Raw genomic sequence first — 19,858 nt, 5'->3', positions numbered from 1 at the left:
AAAATGAGCAAGAAATTCATCTGCGCCGTGTGCGGCTATGTACACGAAGGCGACACAGCCCCCGAGAAGTGCCCGCAGTGCGGCGTACCCGCATCAAAGTTCAAGGAACTCGACGAGACAGCCATGCTCCAGTTTGTAACGGAGCACTTAATCGGCATCGCAAAGGATACCGACGACCAGATGCGCGCCGACCTCAACGCCCATTTCATGGGAGAGTGCACCGAGGTAGGCATGTACCTGGCAATGTCGCGCCAGGCCGACCGTGAAGGCTATCCCGAAATCGCCGAGGCTTTCAAGCGCTACGCTATCGAAGAGGCCGAACACGCTTCGAAGTTCGCCGAACTCCTTGGCGAAGTGGTATGGGACACCAAGACCAACCTCGAGAAGCGCATGGCCGCCGAGGCCGGTGCCAACGCCGACAAGATGCGCATCGCAAAGCGCGCCAAGGAACTCAACCTCGACGCCATCCACGATACCGTACATGAAATGGCCAAGGACGAAGCGCGCCACGGCCAGGGCTTCCAGGGCCTCTACAACCGCTACTTCAAGAAGTAAGCAGGCTCTGCAAAGCAGACACAAAAAGGCGATGTGCTGAAGCACATCGCCTTTTTTGTGTGTAGGATAAAAGCGGTCGGATTTGTCGGACAAGTCAGACCGGTCTGACAGGTCTGACGGGTCTGACTGTCAGAGTTTTTTAAATGGCCGACACGTCCTTTTCCGGCAGTGAAATGATAGGCCACAGCTCCGCGTGGACATCGATGATAGCAGGCCAGGCACATGGTGCAGTCGTGGTCCCAACGCGGGGCGCCCCCGTCGATGGTGATGTTGCCCATCGGGCAGACGGCAGCACACGTGCCGCAACCGTCACACTTGTCGCGGTCGACACGGAAGCCGCGCGGCGACATCAGAAAAGCGTTGAAGAGCGGGCGCAGTATATGGCTCTTGATGCGCGGCATCGACCCGGCGACCACCATACGCAGCCCGTCGGCACGATTATCGGCAATGCGCGAGGCTATCGAGTCCACATCCTCCGAGGCACGGCGCATCTTGTCGCGGGCCAGGTCGGGGGAATCGACATCGAAGCCCGGGAGGCATACATACGTGTTGGGCATCGTGACAGAGAACACCCCGCCTACCCGCCATCCACGGGAACGTATCATACGCGCCCACTGACGGTCGGTGCGGCCGATGTCGTCGCCGCACGTGGCCACCATATGATGAACCGACCCGGAAGCCGCTCCGGGAACGGCGGATGCAAGAGTGCGGATAAACTTCCCCACCACGCGGGGCACTCCCCATGCATGCACGGGGAACACCCATACGTTCGGACGGTCGGTATCGGGAGCCTGGGCGGATGAAGCTGCATCGAGAGTGCGCCGCGTGATTCGGCACGTTTCCTGCCGGAGCTTACCGGCGATAGCCTCGGCAACAAGGCGCGAGTTGCCCTGCCCGGAAAAATAGTACACCATGGGTGGAATCAGCGTATGGTGACCTGCGTGGCGCCGAAACCGTATTCACGGAATGACGCATCCTGCACGTCGCATGTCTTATACTTATACGTAAGCTCCTTCAGCAGGGCCTTGCGCAACACACCCTCACCCTTGCCATGGATGAAGATGATCTTACGCCCCTTGGCGGAGCGGTTCTCCTCCATCACACGGTTGAACTCGCGGAGCTGCACCCCGAGCATGTCGGCGTTGTCAAGTCCGGCGGTAGTGTCGAGCAGTTCGGAGATGTGGAGGTCGACCACGAGAGGGCCGTCGGGGGCAGTATGCCCGGCATCATGGCGGCTGACGCGCCGGGGCTGCGCAGGCTGCCCGTCGGAACGGCGCTTGGCGCGCATGGCATCCTCCAGACGTCCGGAATCAATCACCACAGGGCGGCGCGGCACATCGTCGCGCGTTATGTCAATGGCTATGACGGGGGTGTCGAAATATTCATTGTCGCGGAAGCAGTGGAGCTTGAAGAACTTGGTAGTGTCGAGCGTATGCTCCACGGCCACAGGCGATTTCAGAGTGAACAGGCGTCCGCCGGACTTGTAGGCGACATACTGCACGCTTATGCGGTCCATGGCTCCAAGCTCGTCGCGGGTAATGTGCTGCACGGGCACCTGCATGTGCGGCTCCACGGCCTCGGCGAAGCGGAGCGTCCACCCTTCGTCGCCGTCGGCGCGGGTGAGGTAGGTGAGAAACAGAGTATAGTTTGAGTCGTTGACGATGTAGGCATCGTATTCGGTGGTGTTGAGGTGCTTAGGCTCTTCAGCCTCGAAAGCGAGCACGATGTTGAGCTTCTCCCCCTCAGGCGTGTCGTCGGGGTCGGGAGCGGCAACCTTAGCCGACGGGGCAGGAATGTCGTAGACCGGCTTCTCCTTCGACGGGGCTTTCTCCTTTCTTCCCCCTTTCAGCTCCTTCTCCCACCAGCGGTCGGCAGACGCCTCTGTGCCGGAGGGCCTGGCCGCACGGGCTGCCGCCGGGGCGGCCTGCGCCGGGCCTACCACCACGCATTCGCGCAGCAGCACCGGAGTCTCGAAGCCATCCTCGTCGACGTAAGCCATCTGACCCTCTATCCTTACTATCCGTCCGCCACCTACAGAATTGAGGTAGCGCACCATATCACCTATCTGTGCCATTATATATGATTTTTACTTAGTTGTTTCCATTAAAACCGGTCTCCCCAATGAGGACGGAAAGGGAGCGCCATGAACAACCGGCGTCCGTCTTTCTCAAACGGTATCACCCATTTCCGGATCAACGAATCGCCGTCAGATGCCGTGAATCGTCCCACATGGCGTCCTACCCATCCCGGATCGTCAGGAAAGACAGTCCCGGCGGGACATGCAGCGGAAATCTCAACCTCCGGATGTCCGGCGCTGTCATATGCCACGAAATAATCAAAAGCCGTCCAATCGGTTTCCCCGAGGGCAGCCGGAAGATTGATCAGCGGATGATTTTTATCGTAATACATTCGCAGCCCGTAGTGGGTATAGTCATCTTCCGGACGCAGATAGCGCACGCGCGAGAAGGCCCAGAAAGGGAGGTCGTTGTCGTCGGGCATGTCGAGACATACTATCCCGTCGGACGAAGCCGCATATAATTCCCGCAGCTTCCTGTCGGCTTCCCACCCCTTATGGCTGTATATATCTACACCGATCATCTGGGCCACGGCAAGCAGGCCGATGGCCGACGCCATGACCGCAGCGGATGCTCGCCCGACATGATACCTCTCGCCCGGAGTCCACCATAGCCACAAGGCTATCAGGGCATAGACCTGAGAAAACCATCCGCTACGCCCGACTATGCCCCCGACAGCCACGAACAACAGCGCCACGACAGCGCAGACAGCCCAGAAGCCGGCGTCGCCCGTGAGCATGGCCCGCAGCGAGCCTCGCGACGATTTCCGCAATGCAGACACGAGCATGGCAAGGAGAAGGAGCAACGTCAGAGGCGCTGACTTCACGACCAACAGCCACCAGACATCATCAGGTGTCTTTTCACGCAACGCACGCATGATTATTCCCGGGGAGAGCACCACAACCGCCACCCCGGCCAGAAAAGCCACGAGCATGATCCGGCGCGAACGCGACAATCCTCTCCATGCCGCAAACGAAACGGAACGGCGCACACAGGCCATCCACAGCATCCCGGCGCAGAGCGGCAATGTGGCCGCCTCATGAACCATGCCTGCAAGCACGCAAAAGATAACGACCACTACCGTTTTCAGCCCGGCACCCACGCCATCCATCCGTCCGACATCGGCCAACAGAGGTGTGTCGGCCCGGCGCAGCAGCAGGAGCATCCCCAACGGCAACGCGGTAGCCCACACGTAGTTGTAGGAGACATCTATCAGCGAGAACGAATCCCACCACGGAAAGAAAAAAGCAATGACACCGATCACCACGTTAGCGGCAAATCCGCGCCTTACCGAGGGGAACAGACGGCAGAAATACAGTACCAGCAGGTACATGGCGCCGGTAGCAATCCCGCACATGACCGACACGAGCCAATGAGGGAGCACTCCCATCGTAAAGGATGCAAGCATGTTGGCCGATCGACCGTTGGTGAATACCCAATGACGCGCCCAGTACCGGGGAAACTCCCACACGGAGTAAGCGCCGTTCCCTATTCCGTCGGCCTGCCGCAATATGGTCGTGTACACGAGGTCATCTCCCTGCGGAAGCGTGAATATATACATCACGCTCCATGCAGCGGCAAGCGCACCGACGACAAATATCACCCAGGCCGTGGACATGTCCACGCGATGTCTGTTACTGTTATGCATCTACTACCGTTTATCCTACAAATTTAGCCGTTTTCAGAGATACGTGCAATAAGAGGTTTAAAAACATCCATGTGCGGGAAAATCATAGGAGTGCGGGGAGATCAGCGCGCGGAGGCCCAGCGGATGATGTTGCCGAAGAGCTTGCGGGATACTTCGGCGGAGGGAGCGGGGGAAAGGAGCGGATCGGTGAGACGCAGAGTGGTGTAGAGCACACGGCCCTTGCCGCACGGAGCCTCGCCCATGGCGGTGCCGAGATGGAAAGGCCACGACCGGTAGGCGCCGGCTATGAAATTCTCGCGAGCCACCTTTAATCCGAGGCGCTGATTGCCGTCCCTGACAAGTTCCTGGTATGGCCAGTTCATGCCGACATTTACGGGAAGCCCGCGCAGCACGGGATGGTCGGCGACGAAATGCACGCCTCCCACCCAGTTGTCGCCAACGGTGAAGTTGCCGCCGTAGCCTATCGAGGCGGTAGGGTTGAGGAACTGCATCCACGACTCGGGCGACTTGAGCAGAAGGAGTGTGGTGCCGTCGGCCACGGCACGGTCGACCACCGACTCCGGAGCGATTGCCGAGGTGCCGGGCATAGTCCACACGAGCTGCACCATGCCGTCGGGTTGCGTCTGGCGGTACTGCACCATTATGTGTACTTTCCTCCCTTTCTCGAAATAGAACGGCGACGAGAAGGTGACATCCTTTCCGTTGCCCCAGTCGTCGGCGATGCGCTGTCCGTCGACCTCCATGCGCACGCCACGGTCGGTGTGCACGCCGAGCAGGTAGTTGCCCGTGGCGGGAGCCACGAGAGTACCCTCCCATATGGCGGAGAACTCCTGGTTGGCGGGTATGAGCGGATCGGGCTGCGCGCCACCTACGAAGTGCCGGTCGAGGCAGTCGTCGGTGCCGGTGCCGGCAGGGGAGGATATGTCATTGTCCTTGAACCATGTGACCTTGAATGCCGGATTCCCGGAGTTGTCAAAGTACTTCACCGGGACAGGAGTGGCCTCGTCGAGGGCCGGACGGGTGACGATGAGCCAGTCGAGCCGTCCCATCGAGGGGTCGTACTGCGGCAGTTCCTTGCCGGTGACATCCTTGTAGTAGCGTGCCACCGGATCGTCAGGCGTGCCGTAGATAGCCCCGTTGCCGGGCAGCACGTCGTAGTCGGGGACGATGCCGAGCACCTCCTCGTGGCCCGATGCAACCGTATGACCGTCGGCATCAGTCAGGCGTGCGGATATGTTGTAGAGCCCATCTTCGCCATCGACCGACAGGGGGAGAGCCTCTGCAAGCAGTTGCCCGAAACGGTCACCGCCGTCGACATGCACCGGGCGCGTCAGGAGCTCCTTCCTCACGCCCGATGGCGACACAACCTCCACAACGAGTGAGAAATCGCCTTTCAGATCCGACTCGTTGACCACATGGAAATCGACATCGACGCTACCCGGAAGGCGCACGAACTGAGTGCGCGGCGACACGGCCACATAAAGCGGGGCAGTGAAGCGGGCTATGGTGGAGAGGTTGCCCTTGCAGTTGCGGTAGTTGTCGACCACACCCGAATGGTTATCGTAGGGCATAGACTCCCAGCCGTTGATCACGTAGGCATCGCCAAGGTCGCCCATGCGCATACCCTGAATGCGGCGTCCCTGGTGGTAGAGCTGAATGTCGCCGAGCGAGCGCGTGAGAGAATCGAGATTGCCGAAGCCCCCGGCGAGATTCTTGCGCGAGAAATATTCATGCCACTGACGGGCCTGGTCGCGCCAAAAAGCGCCGTCCCAGCCGTCGATGCCTGTAGAGTCGAGCGCACGTTCTATCAGAGCTATGCGCGGAGGGGTGGATATCGCACCCTCCTCGCCTCGCATATACACCTCGGTATGGTTGTCGCAATACATCAGCTGATCGCGAAGGCTGCGATAGTAGCCGTCGTTCCACGTGGCCGGACCGCCGGCGCGGTGGTTGTCAAACCATCCGCGGAAGTACGGCACGGGGTCGAACGGGCGCATATGGTACTTGGAGTCCTCCTCTCTCCGTTCATCCGACGCCCACCCGGAGGTAAGTGTCATCACGCGCGACGGGTCGATGGCGTGTGCCTCCACGAGGTCGGCACGCCGCTTCGCCATAAGGGCGGTGTCGGCGGCACGCGCTCCGCCAAGCTCGTTGATAAGATTGTAGATGACGAGCGACGGATGGGAACGGTCACGCTTGACCATCCGGTGGAGCTTCGTGTTGACGATGGCGCGGATGAAAGGGTCGTGGTCGGCAGAGTGGAATGATCCCGGCTCCTCGTAATAGAGAATACCCATCGAGTCGGCCTGCTCCAGCACCACCGGCGAACCGATAGAACGGTGGAAGTTGAGCATATTGAGGCCCATGGCACGCGCCGTAGCTATCTGCTTGCGGGCCATCGAGGGGGACGCATGGAGGCCGGTAGCGGGCCAGTAACCCCAGCTTATGGCCGAGCGGAGCATCACACGGCGACCGTTGAGACGCAGCACGGCCTCGTCGCCGATACCTTCGGGGGCGAACCATCGGAAGCCGAAGGTGCGGCTGTCGTTGTCTGTGGCACGACGGCGGTCGGCCACGGTGACGTCGCATCGATAGAGGTTGGGGGTGTCGATGTCCCACAGGCGCGCATCCGGGAGGTCTATGTCAAACTCCACAGTGTTGTCGCCCGGTAGCAGCTCCACTTTCTTTTTCGCCGACGCAACCGGCGCGGCGATGGCATCGGACTTCGGCGACACGGCATATGCGATGTTGCGCTCCACAGGCTTGTCGCCGGTGTTGCGGACGGTCACAATCGCCTTGGCGCGGGTGGGCACCGGCTGATTCTGCATGTAAATATCATCAATGTACACAGGATCGACCACATCGAGGCGCACACGCCCAATCAGGCCGCCGAACGCTCGGCCCGGAGGGATTATGTATTCGCCCCAGCGCATCTGCGTGAAATCCTGCCAATGGAAATTTCCTCCGGGATTGGTCACGCGCACGGCAAGAGTCTGCGGCTTGCCGGGCGTAACGGCATCTGTGATGTCGACATCGAAAGGCGACTCGCCCACTATGTCGTAGCCCACGAGTTTGCCGTCGAGATATACTTCAGCGCGCATCCTCACCGACTCGAACCGCAGCAGAGCGCGACGTCCTTTCAGGTGCTCCGGCACATTTACGGTGGTAAACCACCAGCTCACTCCCTTGAAATCGTCGGGCGACGGACGCTTCGACGTGGTAAGATACTCCTCGACGATGCCGGGCACGCTTACCTTTAGTGCATTTTCCGGCGATAGCATCTCCCACCCTCCTACCGGGGGTTTGACGGGGAGGCGCGAGACGTCGCCGATCTCGTCCGGCAGGTATAGCCGGTCGTGCTCCCATGATGCTGCCGTGTCGCGCATCATATGCCACACCGGGCCGTCAAGCGAGATGACGTGGCGCGGCGACACCGGTTCGTGTCCTGAAATCTTTTTTGCTTCGATGCCCCCTTGTGCCGCCAACATAATAGCGGCAAAGGCCAATACGATGGTATTGAATTTTCCCATGTCGTGATAATCGTTTCGTTAACTTGATTCTATCCGCAAATATAATCTTTTATACCTAAAAAACAGTCCTTTCGTGGCTTTTTTATTGAATTCATGTAATTTGTGGACCAAATCCATGTGATTCCGAGGGATTTTCCGTATGTTTGCATACGCGAAACCTAAATTTAATCAACATGAACAATCTACAGTCAGGACTTATATTATCACTGACGGGGCTCACAGCCGTCGCGTCGCTGGCGGCATGCGCGTCGCAGAAAAAGGAGGAGAAGAAGCCCTACAACATCGTGTACATCATGACCGACGACCATACGGCCCAGATGATGAGCTGCTATGACAAGCGCTACATGGAGACCCCCAACCTCGACCGCATAGCCGACGAGGGCGTGCGCTTCACCAACAGCTTCGTGGCCAACTCGTTGAGCGGGCCGAGCCGTGCGTGCATGATCACGGGCAAGCACAGTTGCGCCAATAAGTTCTACGACAATAGCACCTGCGTGTTCGACTCCTCCCAGCAGACCTTCCCCAAGCTGCTGCAAAAAGCGGGCTACCAGACTGCACTCGTGGGCAAATGGCATCTGGAGAGCCTGCCTACCGGATTCGACTACTGGGAAATTGTGCCGGGACAGGGCGACTACTACAACCCCGACTTCATCACCCAGGACAACGACACCATCAGGAAACACGGCTACCTGACCAACATCATCACCGACGACGCCATCGACTGGATGGAGAACAAGCGCGACAAGGAGAAGCCGTTCTGCATACTTATCCACCACAAGGCCATACACCGCAACTGGCTGTCGGACACGTGCAACCTGCGGCTATACGAGGACAAGACCTTCCCGCTGCCCGACAATTTCTTCGACGACTACGAGGGACGTCCGGCAGCCGCCGCGCAGGAGATGAGCATCGTGAAGGACATGGACATGATCTACGACCTGAAGATGCTGCGCCCTGACAAGGATTCGCGCCTGCGGTCGCTCTACGAGAGCTACATCGGCCGCATGGATAAAGAGCAGCGGGCGGCATGGGACCGGTTCTACGGACCGATAATCGAGGAGTTCTACCGGAGCAACATGCAGGGCCGGGAGCTGGCCGACTGGAAGTTCCAGCGCTACATGCGCGACTACATGAAAACCGTAAAGTCGCTCGACGACAACGTGGGGCGCGTGCTCGACTACCTGAGGGACAACGACATGCTCGACAACACGCTCGTGGTCTACACCTCCGACCAGGGATTCTACATGGGGGAGCACGGATGGTTTGACAAGCGGTTCATGTATGAGGAGTCGATGCGCACGCCGCTGATAATGCGCCTGCCCGAGGGTCTCGACCGGCGCGGCGACATCGATGCTATGGTGCAGAACATCGACTACGCCCCGACATTCCTGGAACTTGCGGGCGTGGAAGTACCTTCCGACATCCAAGGCCTCTCGCTGTTGCCGCTGCTGAAAGGCGAACAGACCGACACGCTGCGCAAGTCGCTCTACTACCATTTCTATGAGTATCCCGCCGAACATATGGTGAAGCGCCACTACGGGGTACGTACCGACCGCTACAAGCTGATCCACTTCTACAACGACATCGACCACTGGGAGCTGTACGACCTCCAGGCCGACCCCACGGAGATGCGCAACCTCTACGGTCTGAAAGAGTACGCGTCCGTGACCGACTCGCTCAAGACCGAGCTGCTGCGCCTACAGGAGCAATACGGCGACCCCGTCCGTTTCTCCCCCGACCGCGACAAAGAATAGCCTGCATCCCGCACAGAGCGCACAGAGATATATCGAATAGGATAAAATCGCACAGAATACACAGAGTGCACAAAGAATAATCAACCTATAGGCCCAATCAGACTAATCCGACCAATTAGCCTGATTAGGCTTATCGAGCTTATATGTGGCCAGATTGGATGCCTGGGATTATGTGCAATTGTTTTTCAGTCGACGGAATCGGAATGGCCGATGCGCGGCGTGCCGACAAGGCATCCGTAGACGAGCACTATCTCGCTGATGAGGAATAGCGCGATGGAAAGCGGGAGACACCATTCCTGCGGAACGAACACATGGAATATAGCCGCCAGAGATGGCACGCCAACTATAGTGGTGAGCGGGAATCCGTTGAGCGAATGGAGCATCATGGCGCTTCGCTCAACGCCCCGGATCGCCATTATGCCTATGCACATGACGGTAAGCAACACTATGCTGATCCATATGACTGGGAGTAGCGTTCCGGACTTCTGATTAAACAGGAATGCAGCCACCTGCAGCGCCAATGCCGTAAAGAGAGGCCACGCACGCATCACGTCAAGACGCATCCTTATGCCGGTCGCCACGCCATCGGTGGCCGAAGATGCCGCAGGGTCGGCCCGGGAGACGGCTCCCGGACCATAAAATATTCCGCACTATCCGGCATACCAAGACGGCTGTACATAATGGCTATGCCGGGCAAATCCTGAATCTCATCCTCCCCGTCGGGCCATACGGCACGGCTTTTGCGAAATCGTTGCAAGGCTTCCTCCGTCCTGCCCGACTTCATCAGAGGCCATATGTAAGAGTCTTGTATATATCCCGACAGGTCGGGATTGGACAACGTGTCGGCATTCTGCATAATGCTGTCGAGCAGAGCGATAGACCGCTCGACACGTCCATCCCTACCATATTCGCGTGCCATATCGACAAACGCGTAGAGTTCATTGAGCTTTTTTCCGGCCAACCGGAAGTTGGCGGCCGCGACATGACGATTGGATATGGCTTTACTCATATCGAAAGACGCAGCATAGATATCGGCAATCTGCTCATGGATTTTTGCCGTGAGATAGGGATTTCCACCTCCATACGACAATTCCCGTGCTGTTAGGATTTCGGATATGGCGGAGCGGTAATCCTTCTTGTTGAAATAGACCGCTCCTCGATAGAAGTGTGACCATGCCGCTCTTTCCCAATCGCCGTTATCGACATAATAATCGACAGCTATGGATATGAGCGAGTCGGAGGTATCAAACCGGTAGGTCTTATCCCGCGCCTGCGTCAGCAGAAGCGCATAGAGAGCGTTGCTCTGCCTTGAATGCAGCTTTTCAGGCAGTATCGACTGCAACACGACGAGCGCTGAATCGGGGTGTTCGTCCATCAGGCTCTCGGCGCGGGCGAGTGCCCTGTCAGCGGCAGAGCGGGAACAGGCGACAAGCGACAGCACAATAGTTATCAGGGATAAAAGTGAGGATATGTGTTTGACAGAGCGAATCATGATGACAATGACCGGATATTCAATAAGGATTGTAAAAATTTGTGATGTAAAGTTAATCAATAATATCGATTATTCACTAAAAAAGGATGCTATAAACGCACAGAGAGCACAGAGAATAATCATCCGATAGGCCCAATTGACTGATTAGCCCAATTAGCCTAAGCGGGCTTATTGGGCTAATAGGACTAATTGGACTTATAAGACATATAAGACCCATAAGAGTAATCAGAGTAAAAAACGGCAGCGTGCCGCGAAGTGCGACACGCTGCGTAGGAGGGTGTATGGGATTGCGGATAAGGTTCCGCAGTGGTTTCTTATTTGAGAGCGGCCTTTACCTGGTCGTTGGGGACCATCTCTTCCTTAAAGACGTAAGCGCCTGTCTTGGGTGACTTTTCCATCTTGATCACCTTGCTGTAGGTACGTCCTTCACCTTTCTGCAGTGATGCAACGGTTTTCTTTGCCATATCGTGGAGATGTTAAAGTGCTTATTTGATTTCTTTGTGAATCGTCATGCGCTTGAGGATGGGATTGTACTTCTTCAGCTCAAGACGTTCGGTAGTATTCTTACGGTTCTTGGTAGTGATGTAACGCGAAGTGCCGGGCATGCCGCTGGCCTTGTGCTCGGTGCATTCGAGGATGACCTGGACGCGATTACCTTTAGCTTTCTTTGCCATAGCTTAGTCTATAAATTTGATGTCTTTACCAGTTAAATAACCCTTTCCGGCTGCCTGCTGCATAGCGGCGTTGAGGCCGAGCTTATTGATGGTGCGGAGACCGGCTGCGCTGATGGTCAGACGGATCCATGCGTCCTGTTCTACCCAGTAGAACTTCTTCTCAAAGAGGTTGACATTGAACGTGCGCTTTGTACGACGCTTCGAGTGCGACACGTTGTTGCCCACCATAGCTTTCTTGCCTGTAATCTGACAAATCTTTGACATGGCTGTTTGTTATCTTTTGTTTTGTTGAATTGCTTGTATTCAGTCATTAGGCCGCCATCTCAGTCTCATATCATCGCTAAGTGCATCATTCTCAACAATTTTACAGGATGAGCCTAAAAACAGTGTGCAAAGTAACTAAATTTTTCGCAACTACGCAAGTTTTCGCACCTTTTTCGTTTCCCAACCAATTTACGGAGGTATTTAGTGGTAAGGAATAAAGCACGGAGCACACGGAGGGCACAGAGAAAAATGAGTGAATTTTCATCACTGAATATTTTAATCTCCGTGTGCTCTGTGCGTTTTAACTTACCCCAGAAGTGAGGCGGGGAATTGGGGGGAGGAGGGCAGTTATGCCGGGGAGGGATGGGATCACCAGGGGGTGTAACGGATGCCGGTGTCAAAGGTGTCGAGGCGTTCGATGCGTTTGATGTAGCGGACGATGCGGATGGTGACGGGCAGGATGATGATTTCGTAGAGGGTTTTCAGGCAGGTCTGGGCCAACATAAGCTCTACGATTACATCGGCGGGCAATATCCCCCAGAATGCCACCGGGAAGAATATGAGCGAATCGACACCCTCGCCCAAGAGGGTCGACAGGATGGCGCGCAATGAGAAATGGCGTCCTCCGCCGGCCACTTTCATGCGGCTCATGACCCATGCGTTGACCATCGAGCCGCACACGAATGCTATGAAGGAGGCCGTGAGGATGCGCGGCACGGTGCCATACACCGCCTCGAACGCCTCCTGAGCCTGCCACTCTCCGGCTCCGGGGAGCAGGATGGCGAGCTGTAGCATCATGGTGACGAAGAAGTTCATGGCAAATCCGAGCCATATCACCATGCGGGCCTTGCGGAAGCCGTAGACCTCGACTATGCAGTCGTTGATGATGTAACTCAGAGGAAATACTACCATTCCGGCGGTGATGGTAGTGAAGCCTATGTCGACAGTCTTGATCTCGACGAGATTGGCTACGATAAGGCACACGCAGAACAGTACTGTGAAAATCAGAAACGGAAGCGTGAACGATGCGCGCGCTTCTCTTTGAAGTGAATCAGTGTTGTTGTTTGTCATTTTTCTTGTTTTTAACGAGGTAGCAAGCACTCGGGTTTATTTCATTAGGTTTCCCGCCCGACGGCGGGAGGTATGTCAGCGGAATGTCCAGGTGATTGTGCCGACCTGCTCGGCAGGAGCGTCGAGGTCGACCGAGAAGCGCGACTGGCGGGCGGCGTTGATACATGTGCGACGTACCTCCAAACTGGCTGCGGCAGGACCGGAACCGCCCACATAGACGGGCGAACCTACCACATGGCCCTGGCGGTTGACGCTCACGCGTATGATGATCGTGCCGGCGAGGGTGCTGCGCGTGCGTCCCCACGATTCCGGCGTGCGCCCTTTCAGGCTGAATCCGGGAGTGCCGGACAGAACGCCTGAGTCGGAATTTCCGTCGGGGCTACCGGGCGTGCCCTTGGCGGCCTTGTTGTCGCGCTTGAAGCTGTTTTTCATCCCGGAGCTTATCTTGCGGCTCTGTGCCTCCTGCTCTTTCTGCCGCTTTATACGCTCGCGCTCGGCGATTTCCTCCTTGGTCGGGCCTTTCTTTTCCGGAGTCTCCGGCTTCTTCTCCACCTTCATCGGCGACGGACGGTCGGATGCTACCGTCGGTGCGGGTGTCTCCGACTTCGGTCCGGCATCACGCAGGTCGGTTCCTTCATATGCAGGCTCCTGCGCCGACTCCTGAGGCTGAGGCTCGGGGCGTTGCTGCGGCTCGGGCTGCGGCATGTCGCCCAACTTCACATACTCGCCGCCGAACACGATCTCGCTCGAATCGACAGGAGGCCACTTGCGCGACTCCATGTCGGCTATGTCGACACGGAATTCCGACAGGACTATCCACAGAAGCAGGAGAGCCAGCACAAGAATCGTGCCGAGAGCGGCAATCGTGCGGTCTTTATCTTTCTGTCGCATGGCGGAGGTCAGAGCCGTGAGGTGGTTGCAGGATCGGCATATGCGCTCTTGCGCGCGTTGGACGGACGCGTGGCGAGCACCATCCGGAGGTTGTTGCGCGCGCCGAGGTCAAGCACCTCCACAATCTTCCCGTAGGGCACTTCCTCATCGGCGTATATGGCAATGAACGCCTCGTCGGCGGGAGCGTTCTGCGCGGCGAGCTGAAGGAACGGCAGCAGGGCGTCGCCCTCTATCGGCTGCGGCTCCTCGTCGCCGAACGACGCGTAAAGCTTCTCATCCTTGTCGATGTAGACGCGTGTGCCGGGCTTGAGGGAGGTCTGCACGGTGCTCTGCGGAAGGTTCACCTCAAGCGCCGTGGGAAATACGAATGTGGATGTTATCATGAAGAAGATAAGCAACAGGAAGATGACATCGGTCATCGATGCCATCGAGAACATTGCCATCATGTCGTGTTGACGTTTCAGAGCCATAGGTCGGATATGGAGAGGGTAAGAGGGTATAGACAGAGTTGCTTAAAGGGCGCGGATCACTCGGCAGGCTCGTTGAGGAGGTCCATGAACTCCATGGTCTTTCCTTCAAGGAGCTTCATCACGCCGTTGATGCGCGCCACAAGGGCGTTGTAGGCGAATAGCGCCACGATGCCGACGGCGAGTCCAGCGACGGTGGTGACAAGCGCCTCGTAGATGCCTCCGGCGAGCACGCTTATGTTGGCCGACGATCCGGCGTTGGCCAGGGAGAAGAATGCCTCCACCATGCCGATCACCGTGCCGAGGAACCCGAGCATCGGAGCTCCGGCGGCAGTGGTGGCGAGCCAGGTGAGGCCCTTGCCGAGATTGGCTATCTCAAGGTTGCCGGTATTCTCTATGGCCACGAGCACATCGTTCATCGGGCGTCCTATGCGGCTGATGCCCTTGAGGATGAGGCGTGCGTAGGGCGTGCCGTTTTTCTTGCAGAGCAGCTTTGCGCTATCAATCTCGCCCTCGTGGATATAGTCCTTGATACGCTTCATGAATGTGGCGTCCTCGCGGTCGGCGCGCCTGATGGCTATGTAGCGCTCGATGAAGATGTAGATGCTGATGACAAGGAGGATGGCCAGCGGAATCATTATGAATCCGCCTTTTAGGCACAGCTCCCACACCGACATGCGGGCGGTCTCGGCGGCCTCGGTCGGGACGGCGGCCGTCTCGCTCATTATGTTGACGGTGTCGGTCACAGCGCCCGGCACACCGGCGAAAATCGTGTTGATGATTGACATTGCAGAAGATATGGTGGTAAATACTATGTCGGCAATCATGGCCATTGTGTCGGCCACAAGCCTTACGGCATCCGTCAGCGCAGCGAACATGTCTTACAGTCGTTTAAGATTCCGTTTATTGCAGACATTTCTTGTAACTGCGTATGGCTGTCTCCAGACCAAGGTAGAGCGCATCGGAAATGATGGCATGGCCTATCGACACCTCGTTGAGGTAAGGCAGACGCTCGTGGAAGAACTTCAGGTTGTCGAGATTGAGGTCATGCCCGGCGTTGACTCCCAGCCCGGCCTTGTGGGCGGCGAGGCTTGCGGCGACATACGGGGCCACGGCTGCTTCGGGATCAGCGGGATACATGTCGGCATATGGCTTTGTGTAAAGCTCCACGCGGTCGGCGCCGGTGGCTGCGGCGGCCTTTATCGTGTCGGGGTCCGGGTCGACGAATATCGAGGCCCTGACTCCAGCCTCATGCAGGCGGTCGACGATGGCTGTAAGGGTCTCCATGTTGGCCGCTACGTCCCATCCGGCGCTCGAAGTCAGGGCGTCGGGAGCGTCAGGCACGAGAGTGACCTGCTCGGGACGCACCATCAGCACAAGACGCATGAAATCGTCGGAGGGATATCCCTCGATGTTGAACTCGGTCTTTACAAGGGGGCGCAGGGCAATGACGTCGTCATGGCGGATGTGGCGCTCGTCGGGACGCGGGTGCACGGTTATGCCGTCGGCCCCGAACCTCTCGCAGTCGACTGCCACACGCTCCACGTCGGGAGTGTTCTCGCCACGCGCGTTGCGCAAAGTGGCCACCTTGTTGATATTTACACTTAGATTAGTCATCCTTATTGGCTGTTGATGCGTTGTCATAAGTAGCCGGGGCGACAATCCACCCGTAAGGCTTTATGTAATCGGAAAAAATCAGTAAATTTGTAGCCTTTTCACGATGCCCGAGGCCACGAGGCCTCATTGGCAACTGCAAAATTAGTGAGAAATACGTAAACCACGAAACGTTTTGACAGCAAAAGATGCCATATCTCCAAGAATCGAGGCCCTGGACGGCCTCCTGACAGTCGCCGAGTCGATGCCGCGCCTCAGCATGGCCATAGAGCATGTCGGGCCGCTGCCGGTGTGCGACGCCTCGGGCCGCTATCTGGGCATGGCCGACGCCTCGGCGCTCCGTGCCGACGCCCACGCCAGGCTCGGCGAAGTGGTGGCACACGTGCGTCCCGTGGCAGCATCCGCGCCGGTGTCGCTGCTGCTTGAGCGCATGGCCGCAGGCGAGAGGGTTGTGGCGGTGGTCGATGACGATTCAAGCGACAGCTACCTCGGAGCGGCAGACCGCGAGGGGATGCTCCGCTTGGCGGCATCGCTATTCCCGCAGCTCGACGACTACACCGAGATAACCGCCGTATGCCCTCCGGGCGAGTACAGCGCCTCCGCCATAGCCCACGCCGTGGAGGATGCCGACGCCCACCTGCTCAATCTCAACGTGACGGCCGGCACACAGCCCAACTCGCCGACAACGGTGCTGTTGCGTGTGAACCATTCGCGCGGCGAGTCGGTAGCACGCTCCCTGGCGCGCTACGGCTACGAGACGGTGGAGATGGCCGGCACGCCCGGACTGCTCAACGCCGACATGATCGAGCGCGTCAACTCCCTGCTCCACTATCTCGAAGTGTAGCCGCCAGAACGAATCCGACATTTCAAAACCATCACATACCATGCGCATCGCCATCTACGGCAACCCATACCAGGAGAGCCATCTCGACGAGATAGTCTACTTCTTCGAGGCCATGTGCCGCCGCAACATGTGGGTAGAGGTCGAGGAATCATTCTACCGCTACCTTTGCGGGGTGCTCCCCTCGCCGCCTTCCGTCAACGACATAATCCATGGCAACGACTTCAACGCCGCCATAGCCATAAGCATCGGCGGTGACGGCACATTCCTGCACACGGCGCAATGGGTGGGCGACAAGCAGATACCTATACTCGGGATAAACACTGGACACCTGGGCTATCTCGCAGCCACACATATGAGAGACGCCGACCGCTGGATCGACAGGCTTCTCGACGGCGACTACGACGTGGAGACACGCACGCTGATAGCCGTAGAGTCCGACAAGCCGTTGCCCTCCGGCATATGGCCATATGCCCTCAACGAGGTTGCAGTGCTCAAGCAGGACACCTCGTCGATGATCCGGATGGACGCGCGCATCAACGGCTCACCTCTGGCCAACTATCTGGCCGACGGGCTGATAATATCCACGCCCACAGGATCTACAGGCTATAATCTTTCAGTGGGAGGGCCTATCCTGGAGCCGTCGGCGCCGGTATGGGCCGTATCGCCCATCGCCGCCCACTCACTGACCATGCGTCCTCTGGTGGTGCGCGATGACAGCGTGATATCCATCACCACCCGCTCGCGCTCCACGGCCTACCGCCTGAGCCTCGACGGGCGCTTCATGTCGCTGACATCCGACAGTACCGTCACATTGCGGCGCGCTCCTTTCGCCATAAGACTGATCAAGCGCCGAGGCCACCATTTCACCGACACCCTCCGCGACAAGCTCATGTGGGGTATGGACACCCGATAACCAATCTTGTAATCATGATAAACAACAATTTAGCAATCGCCGTCATCCTGTATGCCGGCGCCGTTGCGGCATATGCCGCCGAGCCGATAAGGATGGTAGACATTCCGGCGGGATACTTCTACATGGGAAGCCGCGCCCTCGGTGAGGATTTCGACGAAGGGCCTGTGCACAAGGTGACAATCTCCACGCCGTTCAGAATGAGCGCTACCGAAATCACCAACGCACAGTATGAAGAACTGTTCCCGCAGCACCGTGCGCTGCGCGGGAAGAACGGCGTCTCCACCGGCGACGATGACGCCGTGGTCAACGTGAGCCACGACGATGCCATGGAATTCTGCCGAAGGCTCGGTGAGCGCGACGGCAGGACGTACCGTCTCCCTACGGAAGCGGAATGGGAATATGCCTGCCGGGGCGGCTCATACACATTATATAATACGGGCGACTGGTTTCCCGACTCATGCCACAAATCGCAGCGCGTGGCGCGCGACTTCGACCCGGTGTCGCTGCGCACGGCCATGTTCGCGCCTAACGCCTTCGGGCTATATGACATGCACGGCAATGTGGAGGAGTGGTGCCTCGACCGTTATGCCCCCTATCCCGACATGGCGCTTACAGACCCGTGCGGGCCTGAGAAGGGTGAGTTCAGAGTGACCCGGGGAGGAAGCCACCACACGCCGGTGAAATACCTGCGCAGCGCCAACCGCAGCGCCATGCATCCATCCGACCGGCATTCGCAGACCGGATTCCGCATAGTCGAGTCGGCAGCCACGCTGCGCCCGTCGGGAAAGGGATGGAACGCGCCCGCACCACGTGCCGACATAAACCCCAACCGACATGAATGGGGAAAGCCGTCGGACAAACCCTTGTATATCCCGCCCGTGACGTTCGTGATAGAGCCTTCATGCGGGAGCGCGACACCTTTCTACCGCCATAACCACCAGCCTGCGGTGACGTGGTGTGACAACGGCGACCTGCTGGCCATATGGTTCTCGGCCAACGAGGAAAACGGGCGCGAGGTGACGGTGCTTTCGTCGCGGCTGAAAGCCGGCGCATCAGGATGGGAGGAAGCGAGAGAGTTTTTCCGGGTGCCTGACCGCAACCTCACCGGGAGCGCCCTGCTCAACGACGGCACAGGACGGCTGCTCCATATCAACGGCATGGAGGCCTCCGGCGACTGGCAGAACCTGGCCATGGTGGCACGCGAGAGCCATGACAACGGGGCCACATGGTCGGCGACAAGAATCATCGCCCCAGAGCATGCAAAGCGCCATCAGGTGATAGCCGGCACTTCGGTAACCCGCGAGGGGTGGATTCTGCAACCGTGCGATGCCGGGCCGGGAGGAGCCGACGGCACGGCGCTCCATATAAGCCGCGACGGCGGACTCACATGGAACGACCAATGGGACGGCGCCCCGCTGCCGGACTTCAAGGAAGATGACACCGGTAGTACCATCGCAGGCATACACGCAGGAGTAGTGCAGCTCGCCGACGGGTCGCTGATGGCGCTCGGCAGAGGGAACAGCCTCCCCGGCCCTGACGGCAAGCCACGGATGCCGATGAGCATATCACACGACATGGGACGCACATGGACCTACCATGCATCAGAACTTCCGCCGATCGACGGAGGACAGCGGCTGGTATTGCGCCGCCTCAACGAAGGGCCGCTGCTGCTGGTGTCGTTCACCGACCACCCGCAGCGCACACCGGAGGCCGACAGGGGGATGGAGCTGCGCATGCCGGACGGAAGCGTGGAGAAAGGCTACGGGATGTATGCGGCGGTGTCATTCGACGAAGGAAAGACATGGCCCGTGCGACGCCTTATCAGCGACGCCGAGCCGCGGTTCCTCGACGGAGGCGCATGGACCGGATTTTTCGAATCGGATGCCACACATGCCGAACCGCGCGGCTACCTCTGCGCCACCCAGACTCCGGACAACGTAATCCACCTCCTCAGCTCACGCCTGCACTACCGCTTCAACCTGCCGTGGCTCATGCAGGGTTTTAAATAACGCCGTTTTGTGCGTGGCTAAAACTTCCTGATCCGTCGGACATGTCTGACAGGTCTG

19 protein-coding genes are annotated in these 19,858 nt (G+C 58.2%); 5 read left to right on the top strand and 14 right to left on the bottom strand.

Going from position 1 to position 19,858, the window contains the following annotated elements:
• Positions 1–3 precede the first annotated feature (3 nt).
• Positions 4–555, top strand: coding sequence for an NADH peroxidase (locus QZ303_RS03430; protein WP_295729118.1), 552 nt, complete (start codon positions 4–6; stop codon positions 553–555).
• On the opposite strand, the gene QZ303_RS03425 is transcribed toward QZ303_RS03430, so the two are convergent.
• The 4 genes from QZ303_RS03425 to QZ303_RS03410 form a co-directional block, all read right to left on the bottom strand.
• Complete coding sequence (locus QZ303_RS03425; RefSeq protein ID WP_295729115.1) at positions 540–1,469, bottom strand: EFR1 family ferrodoxin; 930 nt, start codon at positions 1,467–1,469, stop codon at positions 540–542. The two genes, QZ303_RS03430 and QZ303_RS03425, sit on opposite strands and share 16 nt — an antisense overlap.
• A gap of 8 nt (positions 1,470–1,477) precedes the next feature.
• A complete protein-coding gene (locus QZ303_RS03420; protein ID WP_295729112.1) occupies positions 1,478–2,629 on the bottom strand; it encodes a DUF2027 domain-containing protein in 1,152 nt (383 codons plus the stop codon).
• 29 nt (positions 2,630–2,658) lie between these two features.
• Positions 2,659–4,278, bottom strand: coding sequence for a hypothetical protein (locus tag QZ303_RS03415; protein ID WP_295729109.1), 1,620 nt, complete (start codon positions 4,276–4,278; stop codon positions 2,659–2,661).
• 101 nt (positions 4,279–4,379) lie between these two features.
• Positions 4,380–7,808, bottom strand: a complete 3,429-nt coding sequence (locus QZ303_RS03410; RefSeq protein ID WP_295729106.1) for a PA14 domain-containing protein — start codon at positions 7,806–7,808, stop codon at positions 4,380–4,382.
• Between the two features lie 173 nt (positions 7,809–7,981).
• Between QZ303_RS03410 and QZ303_RS03405 the strand changes: the two genes are divergently transcribed.
• Positions 7,982–9,562, top strand: coding sequence for a sulfatase (locus tag QZ303_RS03405; protein WP_295729103.1), 1,581 nt, complete (start codon positions 7,982–7,984; stop codon positions 9,560–9,562).
• A 185-nt stretch (positions 9,563–9,747) separates the two neighbouring features.
• Here the strand turns inward: QZ303_RS03405 and QZ303_RS03400 are convergent, their stop codons facing one another.
• From QZ303_RS03400 to QZ303_RS03355, 10 genes are all read right to left on the bottom strand, one after another.
• Positions 9,748–10,143, bottom strand: coding sequence for a hypothetical protein (locus tag QZ303_RS03400; protein ID WP_295729101.1), 396 nt, complete (start codon positions 10,141–10,143; stop codon positions 9,748–9,750).
• Positions 10,128–11,054: a hypothetical protein gene (locus tag QZ303_RS03395; RefSeq protein WP_295729099.1), complete on the bottom strand. Its 927-nt coding sequence runs from the start codon at positions 11,052–11,054 to the stop codon at positions 10,128–10,130. Before QZ303_RS03395 ends, QZ303_RS03400 begins: the two co-directional genes overlap by 16 nt.
• A gap of 314 nt (positions 11,055–11,368) precedes the next feature.
• A complete protein-coding gene (locus tag QZ303_RS03390) occupies positions 11,369–11,518 on the bottom strand; it encodes a DUF4295 domain-containing protein (RefSeq protein WP_295729097.1) in 150 nt (49 codons plus the stop codon).
• A gap of 21 nt (positions 11,519–11,539) precedes the next feature.
• Positions 11,540–11,728 (bottom strand): 50S ribosomal protein L33, encoded by a 189-nt coding sequence (gene rpmG / locus QZ303_RS03385; RefSeq protein ID WP_068960046.1) that lies wholly within the window; start codon positions 11,726–11,728, stop codon positions 11,540–11,542.
• A gap of 3 nt (positions 11,729–11,731) precedes the next feature.
• Positions 11,732–11,992, bottom strand: a complete 261-nt coding sequence (gene rpmB / locus QZ303_RS03380) for a 50S ribosomal protein L28 (RefSeq protein WP_068960045.1) — start codon at positions 11,990–11,992, stop codon at positions 11,732–11,734.
• A gap of 369 nt (positions 11,993–12,361) precedes the next feature.
• Entirely contained in the window at positions 12,362–13,063 is a 702-nt protein-coding gene (locus tag QZ303_RS03375) for a queuosine precursor transporter (protein WP_295729087.1), read from the bottom strand.
• Between the two features lie 75 nt (positions 13,064–13,138).
• Positions 13,139–13,954: a hypothetical protein gene (locus QZ303_RS03370; RefSeq protein WP_295729084.1), complete on the bottom strand. Its 816-nt coding sequence runs from the start codon at positions 13,952–13,954 to the stop codon at positions 13,139–13,141.
• An 8-nt stretch (positions 13,955–13,962) separates the two neighbouring features.
• Positions 13,963–14,424 (bottom strand): biopolymer transporter ExbD, encoded by a 462-nt coding sequence (locus QZ303_RS03365; protein WP_295729081.1) that lies wholly within the window; start codon positions 14,422–14,424, stop codon positions 13,963–13,965.
• Positions 14,425–14,480: 56 nt separating this feature from the next.
• Positions 14,481–15,209, bottom strand: coding sequence for a MotA/TolQ/ExbB proton channel family protein (locus QZ303_RS03360; protein WP_295729197.1), 729 nt, complete (start codon positions 15,207–15,209; stop codon positions 14,481–14,483).
• Between the two features lie 115 nt (positions 15,210–15,324).
• Positions 15,325–16,038 (bottom strand): pyridoxine 5'-phosphate synthase, encoded by a 714-nt coding sequence (locus QZ303_RS03355; protein ID WP_295729078.1) that lies wholly within the window; start codon positions 16,036–16,038, stop codon positions 15,325–15,327.
• A gap of 172 nt (positions 16,039–16,210) precedes the next feature.
• On the opposite strand from QZ303_RS03355, the gene QZ303_RS03350 reads away from it, so the two are divergent.
• The 3 genes from QZ303_RS03350 to QZ303_RS03340 all read left to right on the top strand — a co-directional run bounded on the left by QZ303_RS03350 (position 16,211) and on the right by QZ303_RS03340 (position 19,801).
• The gene (locus tag QZ303_RS03350; RefSeq protein WP_295729075.1) at positions 16,211–16,879 is read left to right on the top strand and encodes a hypothetical protein; all 669 of its coding nucleotides are present in this window, start codon (positions 16,211–16,213) and stop codon (positions 16,877–16,879) included.
• Positions 16,880–16,919: 40 nt separating this feature from the next.
• Positions 16,920–17,792 carry an NAD kinase gene (locus QZ303_RS03345; protein ID WP_295729071.1) on the top strand — a complete coding sequence of 291 codons (873 nt, stop codon included), beginning with the start codon at positions 16,920–16,922 and terminating at the stop codon, positions 17,790–17,792.
• Between the two features lie 92 nt (positions 17,793–17,884).
• The gene (locus QZ303_RS03340) at positions 17,885–19,801 is read left to right on the top strand and encodes an SUMF1/EgtB/PvdO family nonheme iron enzyme (protein ID WP_295729195.1); all 1,917 of its coding nucleotides are present in this window, start codon (positions 17,885–17,887) and stop codon (positions 19,799–19,801) included.
• The last annotated feature ends 57 nt before the right edge of the window (positions 19,802–19,858 follow it).

Origin of the sequence: uncultured Muribaculum sp., assembly GCF_910583865.1 — a bacterium.
Classification (GTDB): Bacteria; Bacteroidota; Bacteroidia; order Bacteroidales; family Muribaculaceae; genus Muribaculum.
This window is presented reverse-complemented; position numbering and strand designations above follow the sequence as displayed.